At 62.6% G+C, this 15004-nt stretch carries 13 protein-coding genes, 1 tRNA gene, 1 rRNA gene and 1 pseudogene; 6 read left to right on the top strand and 10 right to left on the bottom strand.

From position 1 onward, the window contains the following. The first annotated feature begins 35 nt into the window (after window positions 1-35). Genes ACZ9H4_RS35735 through ACZ9H4_RS35725 form a run of 3 tightly spaced genes read left to right on the top strand, consistent with a single transcriptional unit; the run spans window position 36 to window position 2007 of the window. A complete protein-coding gene (locus ACZ9H4_RS35735; RefSeq protein WP_476122880.1) occupies window positions 36-1361 on the top strand; it encodes a short-chain fatty acid transporter in 1326 nt (441 codons plus the stop codon). 52 nt (window positions 1362-1413) lie between these two features. Further along, window positions 1414-1698, top strand: coding sequence for a muconolactone Delta-isomerase (gene catC / locus ACZ9H4_RS35730; RefSeq protein WP_476122878.1), 285 nt, complete (start codon window positions 1414-1416; stop codon window positions 1696-1698). Between the two features lie 12 nt (window positions 1699-1710). Beyond that, on the top strand, window positions 1711-2007 hold the full coding sequence (locus tag ACZ9H4_RS35725) for a YciI family protein (RefSeq protein ID WP_408145970.1): 297 nt from the start codon (window positions 1711-1713) through the stop codon (window positions 2005-2007). 93 nt (window positions 2008-2100) lie between these two features. Here the strand turns inward: ACZ9H4_RS35725 and dhaK are convergent, their stop codons facing one another. The 9 genes from dhaK to ACZ9H4_RS35680 form a co-directional block, all read right to left on the bottom strand. Then, window positions 2101-3804, bottom strand: coding sequence for a dihydroxyacetone kinase subunit DhaK (gene dhaK, locus ACZ9H4_RS35720; protein WP_476122876.1), 1704 nt, complete (start codon window positions 3802-3804; stop codon window positions 2101-2103). Window positions 3805-4056: 252 nt separating this feature from the next. Next, window positions 4057-4133, bottom strand: a tRNA-Val gene (locus tag ACZ9H4_RS35715). 79 nt (window positions 4134-4212) lie between these two features. Then, window positions 4213-5703, bottom strand: a complete 1491-nt coding sequence (locus ACZ9H4_RS35710) for a M81 family metallopeptidase (RefSeq protein WP_476122874.1) — start codon at window positions 5701-5703, stop codon at window positions 4213-4215. Further along, the gene (locus ACZ9H4_RS35705; RefSeq protein WP_476122872.1) at window positions 5700-6980 is read right to left on the bottom strand and encodes an allantoate amidohydrolase; all 1281 of its coding nucleotides are present in this window, start codon (window positions 6978-6980) and stop codon (window positions 5700-5702) included. Before ACZ9H4_RS35705 ends, ACZ9H4_RS35710 begins: the two co-directional genes overlap by 4 nt. A 33-nt stretch (window positions 6981-7013) precedes the next feature. Further along, window positions 7014-7715: an ABC transporter ATP-binding protein gene (locus ACZ9H4_RS35700; protein WP_408145978.1), complete on the bottom strand. Its 702-nt coding sequence runs from the start codon at window positions 7713-7715 to the stop codon at window positions 7014-7016. Continuing rightward, window positions 7712-8479 (bottom strand): ABC transporter ATP-binding protein, encoded by a 768-nt coding sequence (locus tag ACZ9H4_RS35695; protein ID WP_476122869.1) that lies wholly within the window; start codon window positions 8477-8479, stop codon window positions 7712-7714. The genes ACZ9H4_RS35700 and ACZ9H4_RS35695 overlap by 4 nt, the downstream gene beginning before the upstream one ends. Continuing rightward, window positions 8476-9552 carry a branched-chain amino acid ABC transporter permease gene (locus ACZ9H4_RS35690; protein WP_476122867.1) on the bottom strand — a complete coding sequence of 359 codons (1077 nt, stop codon included), beginning with the start codon at window positions 9550-9552 and terminating at the stop codon, window positions 8476-8478. The genes ACZ9H4_RS35695 and ACZ9H4_RS35690 overlap by 4 nt, the downstream gene beginning before the upstream one ends. Next, complete coding sequence (locus ACZ9H4_RS35685) at window positions 9549-10409, bottom strand: branched-chain amino acid ABC transporter permease (RefSeq protein ID WP_476122866.1); 861 nt, start codon at window positions 10407-10409, stop codon at window positions 9549-9551. The genes ACZ9H4_RS35690 and ACZ9H4_RS35685 overlap by 4 nt, the downstream gene beginning before the upstream one ends. Window positions 10410-10500: 91 nt before the next feature. Beyond that, window positions 10501-11709: an ABC transporter substrate-binding protein gene (locus tag ACZ9H4_RS35680; RefSeq protein WP_408155632.1), complete on the bottom strand. Its 1209-nt coding sequence runs from the start codon at window positions 11707-11709 to the stop codon at window positions 10501-10503. A gap of 272 nt (window positions 11710-11981) precedes the next feature. Between ACZ9H4_RS35680 and ACZ9H4_RS35675 the strand changes: the two genes are divergently transcribed. Both ACZ9H4_RS35675 and ACZ9H4_RS35670 read left to right on the top strand, forming a co-directional pair. Further along, the gene (locus ACZ9H4_RS35675) at window positions 11982-12827 is read left to right on the top strand and encodes a FadR/GntR family transcriptional regulator (RefSeq protein WP_408145986.1); all 846 of its coding nucleotides are present in this window, start codon (window positions 11982-11984) and stop codon (window positions 12825-12827) included. Window positions 12828-13166: 339 nt separating this feature from the next. Continuing rightward, window positions 13167-13631, top strand: a complete 465-nt coding sequence (locus tag ACZ9H4_RS35670; protein WP_476122923.1) for a hypothetical protein — start codon at window positions 13167-13169, stop codon at window positions 13629-13631. A gap of 404 nt (window positions 13632-14035) precedes the next feature. Here ACZ9H4_RS35670 and rrf read toward each other — a convergent pair. Then, a 5S ribosomal RNA gene (gene rrf / locus ACZ9H4_RS35665) occupies window positions 14036-14149 on the bottom strand. Between the two features lie 50 nt (window positions 14150-14199). Between rrf and ACZ9H4_RS35660 the strand changes: the two are divergent. After that, a pseudogene (locus ACZ9H4_RS35660) lies at window positions 14200-14706 on the top strand (integrase core domain-containing protein); the annotation flags it as partial. Between the last annotated feature and the right edge of the window lie 298 nt (window positions 14707-15004).

The raw sequence follows: 15004 nt of genomic DNA, 5'->3' as shown, positions 1-15004 counted from the left end.
ATAACTACTATTCGACCAAAGCTAGAGACAGTCCCATGCAGAAAATCACCGCGTTCTTCACCGAGCTGATGCGCAAGTATCTGCCCGACCCGTTCGTGTTCGCCATCGGCCTCACGCTACTCACGATGCTTCTCGCCGTGCTCGTTCAGGGCCAGGCGGTCACGGCGCTCACCCTGAGTTGGGGCAAGGGCTTCTGGGCGCTGCTCGCGTTCACCACCCAGATGGCGGTGATTCTCGCGATGGGCTATGTGCTCGCCACCGCGCCGCTGACCGAACGCTTCCTCGACCGGCTCGTCGCGCGGGTTCATGATCCGCGCATGGCGGTGATCGTCGCGACGCTGGTCGGCGGCATCGGCAGCTATCTGAACTGGGGCTTCGGTCTCGTGATCGGCGGCATCGTCGCGCGCAAGCTCGCGATGAGCATCAAGGGCGTGCACTACCCGCTGATCATTGCATCCGCCTATAGCGGTTTCACGATGTACGGCCTGGGTCTGTCGGCAAGCATTCCGGTGCTGATCTCCACCAAGGGTCATCCGATGGAAGCGCAGATGGGCGTGATTCCGCTCGCGGAAACGATCTTCTCGCCGACCATGCTGCTCACGAGCCTCGTCGTCATTATTACGCTGCCGCTGCTCAACGCGTGGCTGCATCCGAAGCCGGGCCAGCCGGTCACGGAAATCGACCCGGCGCTGTACGAAGCGAAGGCCGCGACGCCCGCCGTCGATATCGACGAAAGCAACACGATCGCCAACCGCCTGAACAACAGCCGCCTGCTGAGCTTACTGATCGGCGCGATCGGCGTGATTTACGTGGTGCTGTATTTCCACGGCGGCGGTTCGATGGACCTGAACCTGATCAACTTCATCATTCTGTTTCTCGGCATCATCCTGCTCGGCACGCCGATTCGCTATGTGGAGAAGCTGAACGAAGGCATTCGCACGATCAGCGGCATCATTCTCCAATACCCGTTCTATGCGGGGATCATGGCGATCATGGCGTCGTCGGGTCTCGTCAACACGTTCTCGCATTTCTTCGTGAACATCGCCACGCCTGCCACGCTGCCGTTCTGGGGCCTGGTCAGCTCGTTTTTCATCAACTTCTTCGCGCCCTCGGGCGGCGGCCACTGGGTGATTCAGGGGCCGTTCATGATCGAAGCGGCCAAGTCGATCGGCGCGTCGGTGGGACACACGGCGACCGCCGTCATGCTCGGCAACGCATGGAACGATCTGATCCAGCCCTTCTGGATTCTGCCGGCGCTCGCGCTCTCGAAGCTGAAATTGAAGGACATCATGGGCTATACGGTCATCATGATGTTCTGGATCGGCATCGTATACACGGTGGCGATTCTCGCCTGGGGTTGAGCAAGGATCCGGCCGCAAGGTACGCGGCCTCATCGATGGAGAGAAGTTTCGAATGCTATATCTGGTTCATATGCAGGTTCAGATTCCCGCCGACGCCGACCGCGCGTTGGCCGATCGTCTGAAGGCCGAGGAAAAGGCGTTCTCGCAGAAGTTGCAGAACGAGGGCAAATGGCGTCATCTGTGGCGCGTGGCGGGACAGTACGCGAATTACAGCGTGTTCGACGTCGAGTCGAATGACGAACTGCATACGCTGCTCAGTTCGTTGCCGCTCTATCCGTACATGAGCGTGAACGTGACGCCGCTTGCGCAGCATCCGTCCGCAATTGTGCCGAACTGAAGGGGAGAGCCGATGCCCTACATCATCGAAACATTCGACAAGCCCGGCCATGCCGAGGTCCGCGCGCGTGAGCGCGATACCCACCTTGCGTTCCTCGAGAAGAACAAGGCGCTGCTGCTCGCGTGCGGCGCGAAGCTGAACGACGACGGCAGCGGTGCGGGCGGCGGCTTATATGTAGTCGATCTGGAGACGCGCGAGGAAGCCGAACGATTCATTGCGGCCGATCCGTTTTCATCGGTCGGCCTGTTCGAGCGTGTGACGATCACGCGTTGGCGCAAGGCTTACTTCGACGGCGAATGCTGTTTGTAGAGACGCGACGTCGACTGTTTGATTGAACGGCTAGCAGTGTTCGTACTGTTAGCCGTTTTCTTTTCGGGCACGCAAGCACTGGTGCAATGCTGCTTACTTCACCCACACGTCCCGAATCGCAGCCAGCCACAACGCCACCGCATGCGCGCCTGGGTCCACGTGACCGAGCGCGCGGTCGCCGACATAACTCGAACGCCCTCGCCGTGGATGCATCGACGCCGTTTGCGCAGTGCCTTCGGAGGCGGCGTCGACAGTAGCCTGTAGTGCAGCACCGATCTCCGTCGAGCCTGCGAGCGCGGACTGCAACGCGTCGGCAGCCGGCTTCAGTGCATCGACCATCGTGCGATCGCCCGGCCTCGCACCGCCTAACTCCATCAATCCTTCGACGCCCGCGCCGAATGCCGCCGCCCATTGCGTCGCCGTGGCGCCGCCCGACTGTTCGAGCGCAGCGGCGGCACGCAACAGCATCACCGCGTACAGCGGTCCCGACGTCCCGCCGACCACACGGCGCAGCGTCGCGGACATGCTGCGCAACACGGCGCCCGGCATCGTTGCGGCGGGATAGGTGTCGAACTCATGCAGCAGGGCGCGCGCGCCGCGCGACAGACTGATGCCGAGATCGCCATCGCCGACGCGTTGATCCATCTCGGTCAGCGTCGGCTCCGCTTTCAGCAGGCACGCGCACACCGCTTCGATCACACGACGCAGCGTCGCATCACGCGCGAGCGTTGCGCCGCTCGTACGCTCCGGCGTCTGCGGCGCGGGCCGCACCGACACCTGCGCGACGCGGCCGCTCGACGCGGGCCATGCACTCGTGTGCGCCACGGCATCGAGCCAGTCGAGCCGCTCGTCGTCCACGCGCAGAAGCGTCAACGAGATGCCCGCCATTTCCAGCGCGCTCAGGAACGTACCGGCCCACGCACGCTCCACCTTGATGCCCCGCTCCGCCAGATTGCGCAGCGCGGACCCCGCCGCCACGTTCAACTCGCTCAATGGCGTGCCGCCGAGGTTGTTCACCAGCAGCGCCACACGCTCGCCGGCCTGCAACGCGAGATCGTCGACGATTTTCGTCAGCAGTCTCGCGACGATCGCCTCGGCCGGCTCCATCGCGCCGCGTTCGACACCGGGTTCGCCATGAATGCCGAGCCCCCACTCGATTTCACCGTCGGCCAGTTCGAACCCCGGCTTGCCCGCTGCGGGCACCGTGCACGGCGTGAGCGCGACGCCCATCGTGCCGAGCGACGCGGCCACCTCGCGCGCGATCCGCGCGACCTCGCCCAAAGGACGGCCCGCTGCCGCTGCCGCGCCCGCGATCTTGTGAACCAGCACGGTCCCCGCGAGCCCGCGACGGCCTGCGTGGTCGCCGCTCGCCGTCAGCGCGACGTCGTCGGCGACGATCACCATGTCGGTCGGGATGCCCTCCGCGCGCGCGATCTCTGCGGCAAGGCCGAAGTTGAAGCGGTCGCCCGTGTAGTTCTTCACGATCAGCAGCGCACCGGCCGGGCCGGCCACCGCGCGTATCGCGTCGAGCACGGCATCCGTGGACGGCGACGTGAACACTTCGCCCGCCACCGCCGCGCTCAACATGCCGTGGCCCACATAGCCGCCGTGCGCGGGCTCGTGGCCCGAGCCGCCGCCCGAGATCAGCGCGACTTCGCCGCGCGCGACAACGGCCTCGGCATCGGCCCGCACGACGATCGTGCTGCCTTGCAATAGTGAGAGATGGGGATTGAGCGCCGCGAGTCCGTCGAGCATGTCGGGGACAACGGCGCAGACGTCGTTGATGAGCTTCTTCATTACGTCGGCTTCCTTTCAAGCTGCCGGCACCGCGTGATGCTCTGACGGCAGTTTATTCAGTTGCGAAAACGGGAATGGGAAGCCTCAACTGTACCGCGCATTGGCAAAGGCGACGCAATGCAGAGGCCGCGCACGTGCAATGGCACTCGTGACGGAGTCAGGCGACAAAACGAATGGGAGCAGTGCAGAAGGGAGAAACTGACAGCACCGTAGACGAAAGCGCAACCGCTTTCGTCTACGCCACTGATGCGTTGGTAGGCTCGATTGGATTCGAACCAACGACCCCCACCATGTCAAGGTGGTGCTCTAACCAACTGAGCTACGAGCCTTTAGAGAGCGCGAATTATAGAGAGTCCGAGCGAACAGCACAAGCCCCTATCGCTATTCAGGCCCACACGGACGAGCCGTTCAATTCGCCAGCGCCCATTCGGTGGCCGTATCCAGCGGATAAACCGGCCGCCTCACATGCTCGAAGGCGAACAGCCCGTAATCGGAACTCGTCACGCCACGGCTGTCGCACTCCACGAGCGCAGCGGCGATCGGCACGAAAACAGGCCGGCAGTACATGCGCGATTTGAGCAGCAGAAAGCGCGCGCGGCGCGGATCGATACCGACGCTCTCGAACACGCCCAGGTCCCACGGTTCGTGCGTGTGCTCGGTCATCACGAGCTTCACGGTGCCGGTGTCGAGCACCGCGGCGCGTCCCATGAAAGCGCGCTGGCCGGTGTACGTCGGACCGCTGATCACGTATTCGCCGTCGGTCAGCGCACGCACCACGCCGGTCACGGCCAGCGGCGGGCGCGGCGTCAACGCGTCGCTCGCAACCTTGTTGCCGATCGTCACGGTCACCGTGCTGCCGACGCCCGCCGACATCAACGCCGCGACCGCTTGCGGATCGCACAACGGCCCGCTGACGATACCTTCGAGCTTCTGCTTCAACGCTTCTTCGAGCAGATCCATCGTGTCGCAGGTGCCGCCCGACATGCAGTTGTCCCCGTGATCGAGCAACAGCACGGGTTTGTCGGCGCCCTGCGCGAGCAAGGCCGCTTGCGCGACCGACTCCGCGAGCGGCGCGCTGCGATAGACGAAATCCTCGCGTTCGTCCCAGATCTGCCGCGCGATGTGTTCCGCCACCGCTTCGGCCTCATCACGCGCGCCGTTACTCACCACGACGACGCTGATGCACGGCGCGGCAATATCGGCCAGCGAAAAGCCGGACAACACCGACACCGCCAGCATGCCGTCGGCTTCGGCCGCACGCGCGGCGTCCACCGCGCGTTTCATGGCGCCTTCGGCGGTCGCACTGCGCAGTGTGTGCGTGAGCAGCGGCGGCTGACGCCATGCAATCACCGGCTTCGTCTTGCCATGCACGAGATCGAACATCAGACGCGCCGCGTGCGCGCCTGTCTCGTGCATATCGACGTGCGGATAGGTCTTGAAGCTGACGATCACATCCGCGTTGTCGATCATCTTCTGCGTGACATTGCCGTGCAGATCGAGCGCGACCGCAATCGGCGCATCGGGCAGCAATGCACGCACGCGTTCGAGCAGATCGCCTTCGCCGTCGTTCGAATTCTCGGCGACCATCGCGCCATGCAGATCGAGCATCACGGCATCGCAACCGCCGGCGGCCGCCACGATTGCGTCGCAGATCGCATCGTAAGCGGTGGCCTCGACCGGTCCGCTCGGATTCGCCGAAGCGGATATCGGCGTGACGATCTCCGCATGCTCGCGCTCGGCGGCGTCGATGAACGCGGCCATCGCGGTCTGCATGCCCTTGTTCTCGTTGAACGCGTCGTCGCCATAGCTCGGGCCGTTGCGGCCGAACGCGGCGAGCGGCGTCGCCACCGGCGAGAACGTGTTGGTCTCGTGATTCATCCGCGCGATGAGGATCTTCATGCGTTTGCGCTCCCGAGCTTCCACGCGGCATCCAGCATCGCCTGCAACAGCACGTTACAACCGGCTTCGAGATGATCGGCGCGCGCGTCTTCGATTTCGTTGTGACTGATGCCGTCCTTGCATGGCACGAAAATCATCGCGGCGGGCGCGACGCGCGCCAGATAGACGGCATCGTGGCCCGCGCCGCTGATCACGTCCATCGACGAAAAGCCGAGCGCGTCCGCGCCCTGCTTCACCGCGGCGACCAGGTTCGCCGCGAACGGCTGCGGCGGGAAATACACGACCTGTTCGACGTCGACGGCGATGCCGGCCTGCTCGCCCGCCGTCGAGCACGCGGCGCGCAAGGCGGTGTCCATCGCGGTGAGCGTCGCGTCGTCGGCGGCACGCAGATCGACCGTGAGCGTCACGCGGCCCGGGATTACGTTGCGCGAGTTCGGATGCACGTCGAGCCAGCCCACCGTGCCACGGCCGTGCGGCGCGTGGTCGAGCGCGATGCGGTTCACCGCGTGAATCAGATCGGCCGCGACGAGTAGCGCGTCGCGGCGCAATTCCATCGGCGTCGGCCCCGCGTGCGCTTCCATGCCCTGCACCGTCACGTCGTACCAGCGTTGGCCAAGCGCGCCTCGCACGACGCCGATGGTTTTATCGTGCGCTTCGAGCACCGGCCCCTGTTCGATATGCGCTTCGAAATACGCACCGACGGTATGCGGTTTTCCGTTCTCACCGGCATAGCCGATCGCCGTCAGCGCATCGCGCACCGACACGCCCTCACGATCGCGTTGCGCCAGCGCATGCTCCAGCGTGAACGCGCCGGCAAACACGCCCGAGCCCATCATCACCGGCACGAAGCGCGAGCCCTCCTCGTTGGTCCACACCGCGACTTCCAGCGGCGCGAGCGTTTGCACGTTGGCCTCGGCCAGGGTGCGCAGCACTTCGAGACCCGCGAGTACGCCGTAATTGCCGTCGAATTTGCCGCCCGTCGGTTGCGTGTCGATGTGGCTGCCGGTCATCACAGGCGGCAGGTCGTCGCGCAAACCGGCGCGGCGCGCGAAGATATTGCCGATCGCATCGATCCGCACGGTGCAGCCGATCTCTTTCGCCCACGCGATAAAAAGCTCGCGCCCCTGGCGGTCCAGCTCCGTCAACGCGAGCCGGCACACTCCGCCTTTATCGGTGGCGCCGATCTGCGCGAGTTGCATGAGACTGTCCCACAGCCGCGCGCCGTCGACTCGCAGATGGGCGGGCGTCGCGACGGTTGTTGATTCATGAACTTGCATCGATGCTTCCTCGTATTGAAGACAGCGCCGGCGTCAAACGACGCCCACGCCGAGATAACGGTCCTTGATCGACTCGTCCGCGGAGAATGACGCGTTGTCGCCCGAATAGACGATCACGCCCTGTTCGATGATGTAGTGGCGGTCCGCGAGTTGCGTGCAGACTTCGAGGTTCTGCTCGACCAGAAGAATCGCGACACCCGCTTCGCGGATCAGCTTGAGCTGCGCGACGATTTCCTCGACGATCACCGGCGCCAGTCCCTCCACCGGCTCGTCGAGCATCAGCAGACGCGGGTGATTCATCAGCGCGCGGCCAATCGCGAGCATCTGCTGTTCACCGCCGGACAGTTGTGCGCCACCGTTCATGCGCCGTTCCTTTAGGCGCGGAAAGATGCGATAGATGTCCTCCAGTTGCCACGGCGAATCCTTGCGTGCGCCAAGCCGCAAGTTCTCTTCGACCGTGAGCAGACGAAAGATGCCGCGATGCTCGGGCACGAAGCACACGCCGCGCGAGGCGATCTTGTGCGGTGGCATGCCGCCGATCCGCGCGCCGCTGAACGTCACCTCGCCGCGTCTTGGCGCGACGACGCCGGCAATCGCTTTGAGCGTGGTGGATTTGCCAGCACCGTTCCGGCCTAATAGTGTGACCGTTTCGCCATCGCCAATCTGCAAGGACACGCCTTGCAGAATGTGGCTCTTGCCGTAGAAGCCGTGAATCTGCTGCACGTCGAGAATCATGCGCGGCCTCCGGTGATCATATTGCCAAGATACGCGCTGCGCACGCGCTCGTCGCCGCGAATGTCGTCCGGGCGCCCTTCCACCAGCACGTGGCCTTGCTGCATTACGGTAATCGTGTCGGAGATGTCCATCACGATGCCCATGTTGTGTTCGATCAGCACGACCGTGTAATCGTCGCGCAGGCCGCGAATCAGTTGCTTCATGTCGTCGAGATCGTCGATGCCCATCCCCGAGGTCGGTTCGTCCAGGAAAATCGCCTTGGGCCGCGCCGCAAGCGCCATGCCGACTTCGAGCCGCCGCTGCTGACCGTGCGACAGCGCGGCCGCCGGGACCTCGCTGAAACGCTGCAACGCGAGCCGCTCGAGCACGCTGTCGACAGTGTCCGCATACGCGAGCGCACCGTGCGGCGGCGTCCACGCATTCAGCGCGCGCACCGCATCGACGCCTTGCGCGGCGAGGCGCAGGTTCTCGCGTACGCTCAGATTGGCAAACAGGCTCGTCACCTGAAACGATCGCGCGACGCCGCGGCGCACGCGCTTATGGTCGGGTTCACGCGTGACGTCGTGGCCGTCGAAGACGATCTTGCCTTCAGTAATGGGAAGCGTGCCGGTCAATACGTGAAAGAGCGTGGTCTTGCCCGCACCGTTTGGACCGATCACCGAATGCACCGTGCGCGGCATGATGCTCAGATTCACATCGGAGAGCGCGGTGAATTTGCCGTAGCGCTTTACTATGCCGTTCGCTCGCAGAATGGCTTCGCTCATGCGGCCTCCTTGTTCGCGCCGTTGCCTGTGTTGTCCGGGTCATTGTCCGCGTCGGAGGATGGCTTGCGGCGCAGTGCATGCCAGATGCGCTCGCCCAATCCGCAGAGTCCGCGCTGCATGAACAGGCTGACCGCGATCAGTACGATGCCGAGCAGCAACAGCCAGCGCGGCCACAGCGTCGAAAGCCAGTCGGCGAACAGCACATAGAACGCCGCGCCCAGGACCGACGCGAACAGATTGCCGGTGCCCCCGATCACCGTCATCACGAGGATCATCTCGCTCGTGTGATAGTCGATATTGGAGAGCGGCGCGATGCCGGTCATCAGCGCATGAAGCGCCCCGGCGAGTCCGGTGACCGCGCCTGAAATCACGAACGCCATCAGCTTGAAGCGCTTGACGTCGTAGCCTACCGCCGCTGCCCGCGCCTCGTTGTCGCGAATCGCGAGCAACGTGCGGCCGAATACCGAATGCGATACGCGCATCAGCAGCCAGAACACCACGAGAAACAGCACTGCGACGAAGCCGTAGTATTGCCACGGCGAGGTCAACGGGACGACCGATTTGCCAAACAGACTCAGCGCAGGGCGCGGAATGTCGAGCAGGCCATTGTCGCCGCCGGTCAGATCGGGCGTGGTATAGGCCAGAAAATAGAAGAGCTGGCCGAACGCGAGCGTCAACATCACGAAGTACGTGCCGCGCTGGCGAATCGAAAACCAGCCCACCACGGCGGCTGCCGCGGCGCCGGTCACAGCCGACGCGAGCAGCGCGACGGGCAGCGGCAATGCGGTTCTGGTGAGCACCAGTCCCGCGCAATAGCTGCCGAGTCCGAAGAAGATACCCTGCCCGAACGATAACAGGCCTGTGTGACCGAGCAGCAGATTGCAGCCGAGCGCGGCAAGCGCGAACACCAGTACTTCCGTGGCGAGCGAGCCGGAACGCAGTGTCAGTGGCAAGACGCACACGACCAGCAGCGCAAGCAGCAGGAAACGATAGCGATGCAGCGTGTGCTTCATGCCCTGCTGAGCCGAGGAAGAGCGAATACTTTGCATGGCGGGCTTCGATGTGTCGATCATGCCGCCCTCCCGAGCAAACCGTTCGGGCGCAGCAGCAGAACCGCGGCCATCGCGACGTAGATCATCAGCCGCGCACCTTCCGGCCATAAGGTGCTCATCACGCTTTGCACGATCCCCACCAGCAGGCCGCCGACGAGCGCACCGAGAAAATTACCCATGCCGCCGACCACGACCACGACGAATGCAACCCCGAGCGCTTCGATGCCCATGAACGGATCGACGCCGCGAATCGGCGCGGCCAGCACGCCTGCCAGTGCCGCGGTTGCCGCGCCGAGCGCGAACACGAGACTGAAAACGCGCAATACGTTGATGCCGAGCAGCGACACCATCTCGGTCGATTCGCTGCCGGCACGCACCGCGCTGCCGAGTCGCGTACCTTCCAGCACCCACCACAAGAGCGCGGCCAGCACGGCAGTGAAACCAATCACGAATAGACGGTACTTCGGATAGACGAAGCTGCCCCAGATCACCACGCCGTTCAGTATGTCGGGCACCGCGACGTTATCGCCCAGCGGCCCCCAGATCAGGATCGCGCATTCCTGCACGACGAGTGCGAGGCCCACGGTCGCGAGAATATGAAACTCGTGCTGCTGCGCATAGACGTGCCGCAGAATCAGTTTCTCGACGACCCAGGCCAGCGCGCCGACAGCAATCGGCACGACGACGAGCGCTGTCCAGAAGCTCATCGACCACTGCATCGCCTGATAGCAGAAGTACGCACCTAGCAGATAGAACGCGCCGTGCGCGAAATTCACGAAACGCAGCAGGCCGAATACGATCGACAAACCGACTGCGAGCAGGAAATACAGCATCCCCACTCCGATGCCGTTGACGATCTGCAGAAGATAAACGTTCATGGCGTCCGTGCGATAGGTGTGGCAAAGAGGTGTCGCGATGCCGGCTCGTGATTGCAATGAACGTGCCGCGCTTGCATGCAGCACGAGGGCATCACGACATCTTGCAGCCGGTCTTGTCGAGCGGCAGGAAGGACTGGCCGGAGCTCACGATGTCCGCGTAGTCGTCGGCGCTCTTCATTTTGCTCTTCGCCTTGCCCTTGAGCAGATAGTAGTTCTTCAGCACCTGATGGTCGCCCGCGCGAACCTCTTCGGGGCCGGTCAAACCGTCGTATTTCATGCCTTCGAGTGCGGCAACCACTTTCTTCGGATCGACCGTCCCCGCCTTGATGATGCCGTCGAGCAGGATCTTCGTGCAAATATAGGAACCGGCGAGGCTGTAGTTAGGGTTCGCCTTGAATGCCGTATTGGCGCGTTTGACGAGATCGCGATTGAGCGGCGAATCGATGCCATGCCAATACTGTGCGCCAAAATAGACGCCATCGCACAGGTCCGCGCCGAGCGATTCGAATTGCTCGAGACCGGACGCCCACGCCATCAGAATCGTGCAATTGTTCTTCATGCCGAAACTCACGGCCTGGCGAAGCGTATCGGACGATTGCGAGCCGAAGTTCAGAATCAGCAGAACGTCGGGCTTCGCGGCGACGGCATTCGTCAGATAACCACTGAATTCCTTCTCATTGAGCGAATGGTAGCTGTTGCCCACATGCTCGATGCCCTTCTCCTTGAAGACCGCTTTGGCTGCCGACAGCAAGCCGTCGCCGAAGACGTATTGCGGCGTGATGGTGTACCAGCGCTTTGCTTTCGGTAACGTCTGGATCAGCGGACGCACGGTCTGCTCGATCGCACCATAGGTCGGCACCGACCAGCGGAACGTGGCGGCGTTACAGTCCTTGCCGGTGATTTCGTCTGCGCCCGCGGTCGTGATGAAAATGCCCCCTGCCTTCTGCACTTCCTTGCCCATCGCCAATGCTTCGGAGGACAAAATACCGCCCGCAAAGAAGCGAGCGTTCTTTTGCTGCGCGATTTCCTGCACGCGGCGCACCGCGGTAGCGGGCTTGCCCTCGGTGTCGAGCACCGTATAGGCAAGTGGCTGACCAAGAACCTTGCCGTATTGCTCGATGGCCAGCTTCATGCCGAGGTCGGCGTATTTGCCATTAGCGGCGAATGGTCCCGACATCGGCACCGGACACGCGAACTGCACGGTGCCCGTCTGCGCGAACGCGCTACGCGCGACCAGCGAGCCCAACGTCCCCGGAACGGCCGACAACGCGGCCAGCTTCAACATATTTCGGCGATTCAAAATGACGCTCCTTGAAAGAGACACGCACTGACCGGCTACGAAACTGCACACGCGATGCGACCGACTGCTTGAGCTTGCTGGCCGTTTGAAGTTTTCCACCTCTTCGGCTTTGTTCTATTTATCATGATAAATAGGTTGGACTTGATCGTAGGTACAATAAATTCGAGTGTCAATAAGGCAAAATTCCTGGCCGTCTCCCAGTGTCGCTCCTGACCGTGAAGTGGCCGGCGGATCGATCGGGAATCGTGCGGGACAAACTGGGAGAATCGAATATGGCCACGGACCGAACCAAGGCTCGCGCCGCGATAGAGATCAAACAGCAGAAGCGCGGCGATCTGGTCGCGGAAGAAATCAAGCGGCTCATCACAGAGAAAGACCTGAAGCCGGGTGATCGCCTGCCGCGCGAGGTGGAGTTGCAGCAACTCTTTTCAGTGAGCAAAAGTACGATCCGCGAAGCGTTGAAGTCACTCGAGGTGCAAGGTCTGATCAAGGTGACGACTGGCCCGAGTGGTGGCGGTATGGTGGTGGAAGTGCCGCTCGATCGCACGCTGCAGCTTTTGCAGAACTATCTGTTCTTCAAGGACGTGTCGATCGACGACATCTACACCGTGCGCAAATTGCTGGAGCCGGAACTCGCGGCCGGCGCCGTCCCGCATTTGACCGAGCAGGACTTCGACGCACTCGAAGCGAGCATTGCGTGTTGCGATCGACCCGCGTCTTCGCGTGGCGGCCAGGACATCGTGCGGCAACGTCAGGAAGACGTGAACTTTCATGACATTCTGGCAGCAGCGAATCCGAATCCGTTTCTGCGTTTCAGTTGTGAGCTGATCAATGAAATGATCCGGCAGCTCATCGAATTTCGTAACGACACGCCGCAAGCCGAGCATGAACGGTTCGGTCAGGCGAACGTCAAGATTCACAAAGCAATCACGAAAGCGGCGCGTGAGCGCGATGCGGAGAAGGTGCGTGAGTTGATGGTGATCCACATGACCGAGGCGCCACGCTACGTGAAGCGGATGAAGGGAAAACTGCGGGGACGTTTGATTCTGGATTCCGAGATCCGTCGACGGGTGCGGGCGCGCAGTGTGGCGCCGTCGGATGGGGATGGGGAACAGTGATGGGGTTGGTCGGCAACAGGTGACGGGTTTCGGGATGGTTGGCGTTTAACTTTCCGCAGACGTGGAGCGGGCACTGTCAGCGACTCTCGGCTCATTCTGTCATCGCCGTTCGTAACAGAAGGTCTCGCGGTGAAGCACGCTGCACCATGGGGATTGGCCGAAACGCGTCACCCGACTGAATTGAAAAGATACGCACGGGCTCCAGCGAGGCGAGCACGATTCATGCGGTGGCTGCAACCGGTGTTTTCAACCGGGAGTCGGTGGGATCGACGACGAGGGCTCAACCTTTTTCGGGCCGCGCCGTTATTGCATCTGCACAGGCACAAACACCGGACCTTCATGGCACAACCTATTCCCTTTTCCCGCAACGCAGGTGCGACGCGCGCGCGGCATGCCAAGGCCATGCTGTTGCCGATCGCCCGGCCGATCGCCGACGACCTCGCATTGCGGGTGCACCTGGCGCTCGACGCATTGCGCCGCGGCGTCGGCAGCAAGGCCGACGCGCAGACGCTTACACAGATCGTGCTGCTGACTGGCTTTTTGGCGGAGTCCGGCTTCGGCTTGATTAGCGGCGCGGAACTCGGCGCGGCGGACCGCGCTGTGTCGGCGGTGTTCGATATTGGCCGGGAGACCGGCGAGTGGCGATTGGACGGCGCGGGGTTCGCGCTTTTTGCGTCGCTCGCCACGAATTATGACCGGCAACTGCACAGTGCGCCTCTTTGGGCCATCACGGCGGCGAGCGAACGACTCAATCGCCTCGTCGCTGGTGTGCCTGATCAGACACCAGTGCGTAAGCAAGCTTAGTCGGGATGAGAGGCGATGAACTGCGAGGAGAGTTTGTCGGCAGGTTTCTGGAATCCGCCGGTGTGGGGGACTCGGGTAGCTTGGTGGTTAGCTCTTGAGCAGGTGCGGTACAAGTCGGGTTAGAGCAAGGCGCCAGAGCGGCGGGAGTTCTCTGACTGCGCGCTCAGGACGACGCGCATGCCGCGAACGGTCCGGCCTTCAGTTGGCGGCCGGGTTGAGATAGGTGGCCGCCAGGCGGCTGATGTGCCATGCGTTGCGCGTGGCGGAGCGGGATCGGGATCGGGTGGCCTGTTACGGCGCGACGTCCGCACCTTTGACCCGCAGGACCGGCGCCCCGGTCAGTTGAGCGCCGTAAACGCAGAAACCCCACCTTTTGGGGGTGGGGTTTCTGTTGCTGCTAGGGAGCCTGACGATTACCTACTTTCACACGGGCAATCCGCACTATCATCGGCGTGGAGTCGTTTCACGGTCCTGTTCGGGATGGGAAGGGGTGGTACCGACTCGCTATGGTCATCAGGCATGACTTGTTGTCGTGTCGCCTCTGGGGGCGGCACAACCAATCGGGAAGAACCAGCGTTGGTGTTCGGACGGCTTCGAGTTCCGGTGCGACAACGGCGAGCCGTTGCGTGTGACGTTCGCGCTGGACTGCTGCGACCGCGAGGCGATGAGCTGGGCGGCCACGACGGCAGGCCACAGCGGTGACATCGTGCGCGACGTGATGCTGACGGCGGTGGAAAATCGCTTCGGTGCTGCGTTGCATACGCCATCCGAAATCGAGTGGTTGAGCGACAACGGTTCGGGCTACACGGCCGACGAGACACGCCGGTTTGCAGTGGATATCGGTCTGAAGCCATTGACCACGCCCGTGTGCAGCCCGCAAAGTAACGGCATGGCCGAGAGCTTCGTGAAAACGATGAAGCGCGATTACGTGGCCTTCATGCCGAAGCCGGATGCTGCAACCGCTGCGCAGAACCTAGCTATCGCCTTCGAGCATTACAACGAGAAGCATCCCCATAGCGCGTTGAAATACCGCTCGCCACGAGCGTTTCGCCGCGCGATGGATTCAGCAACCTAGTGTGACGCTGTGTCCGGAATTACAGGGTCAACTCCATTCGGACTTGCTTGCGACTGAGGCGCGAGTCGGATGGGTGGGATCGGATATGCTGCGATGAGAGTCGCTAAAGGACTTTGAGGCGCGTATCGAGGTACGAGTCAGTGTTATGAGGTCCCTCGCGCTTCGCGATAGAGCCTGTTTACTCGTTCAAGTCAGATTAAGAACCGTAAACGCAGAAACCCCACCTTTTGGGGGTGGGGTTTCTGTTGCTGCTAGGGAGCCTGACGATTACCTACTTTCACACGGGCAATCCGCACTA

It is taken from the genome of Paraburkholderia sp. TE9906 (genome assembly GCF_056279605.1).
The sequence above is the reverse complement of the archived record's forward strand: the minus strand, read 5'-3'. Positions and strand labels throughout refer to the sequence as shown.

Excerpts from the sequence above, each read along its gene's own strand:
- ACZ9H4_RS35735 (WP_476122880.1), top strand. The coding sequence starts at position 36 with ATGCAGAAAATCACCGCGTTCTTCACCGAGCTGATGCGCAAGTATCTG.
- catC (WP_476122878.1), top strand. The coding sequence starts at position 1,414 with ATGCTATATCTGGTTCATATGCAGGTTCAGATTCCCGCCGACGCCGAC.
- ACZ9H4_RS35725 (WP_408145970.1), top strand. The coding sequence starts at position 1,711 with ATGCCCTACATCATCGAAACATTCGACAAGCCCGGCCATGCCGAGGTC.
- dhaK (WP_476122876.1), bottom strand. The coding sequence starts at position 3,804 with ATGAAGAAGCTCATCAACGACGTCTGCGCCGTTGTCCCCGACATGCTC.
- ACZ9H4_RS35710 (WP_476122874.1), bottom strand. The coding sequence starts at position 5,703 with ATGAAGATCCTCATCGCGCGGATGAATCACGAGACCAACACGTTCTCG.
- ACZ9H4_RS35705 (WP_476122872.1), bottom strand. The coding sequence starts at position 6,980 with ATGCAAGTTCATGAATCAACAACCGTCGCGACGCCCGCCCATCTGCGA.
- ACZ9H4_RS35700 (WP_408145978.1), bottom strand. The coding sequence starts at position 7,715 with ATGATTCTCGACGTGCAGCAGATTCACGGCTTCTACGGCAAGAGCCAC.
- ACZ9H4_RS35695 (WP_476122869.1), bottom strand. The coding sequence starts at position 8,479 with ATGAGCGAAGCCATTCTGCGAGCGAACGGCATAGTAAAGCGCTACGGC.
- ACZ9H4_RS35690 (WP_476122867.1), bottom strand. The coding sequence starts at position 9,552 with ATGATCGACACATCGAAGCCCGCCATGCAAAGTATTCGCTCTTCCTCG.
- ACZ9H4_RS35685 (WP_476122866.1), bottom strand. The coding sequence starts at position 10,409 with ATGAACGTTTATCTTCTGCAGATCGTCAACGGCATCGGAGTGGGGATG.
- ACZ9H4_RS35675 (WP_408145986.1), top strand. The coding sequence starts at position 11,982 with ATGGCCACGGACCGAACCAAGGCTCGCGCCGCGATAGAGATCAAACAG.
- ACZ9H4_RS35670 (WP_476122923.1), top strand. The coding sequence starts at position 13,167 with ATGGCACAACCTATTCCCTTTTCCCGCAACGCAGGTGCGACGCGCGCG.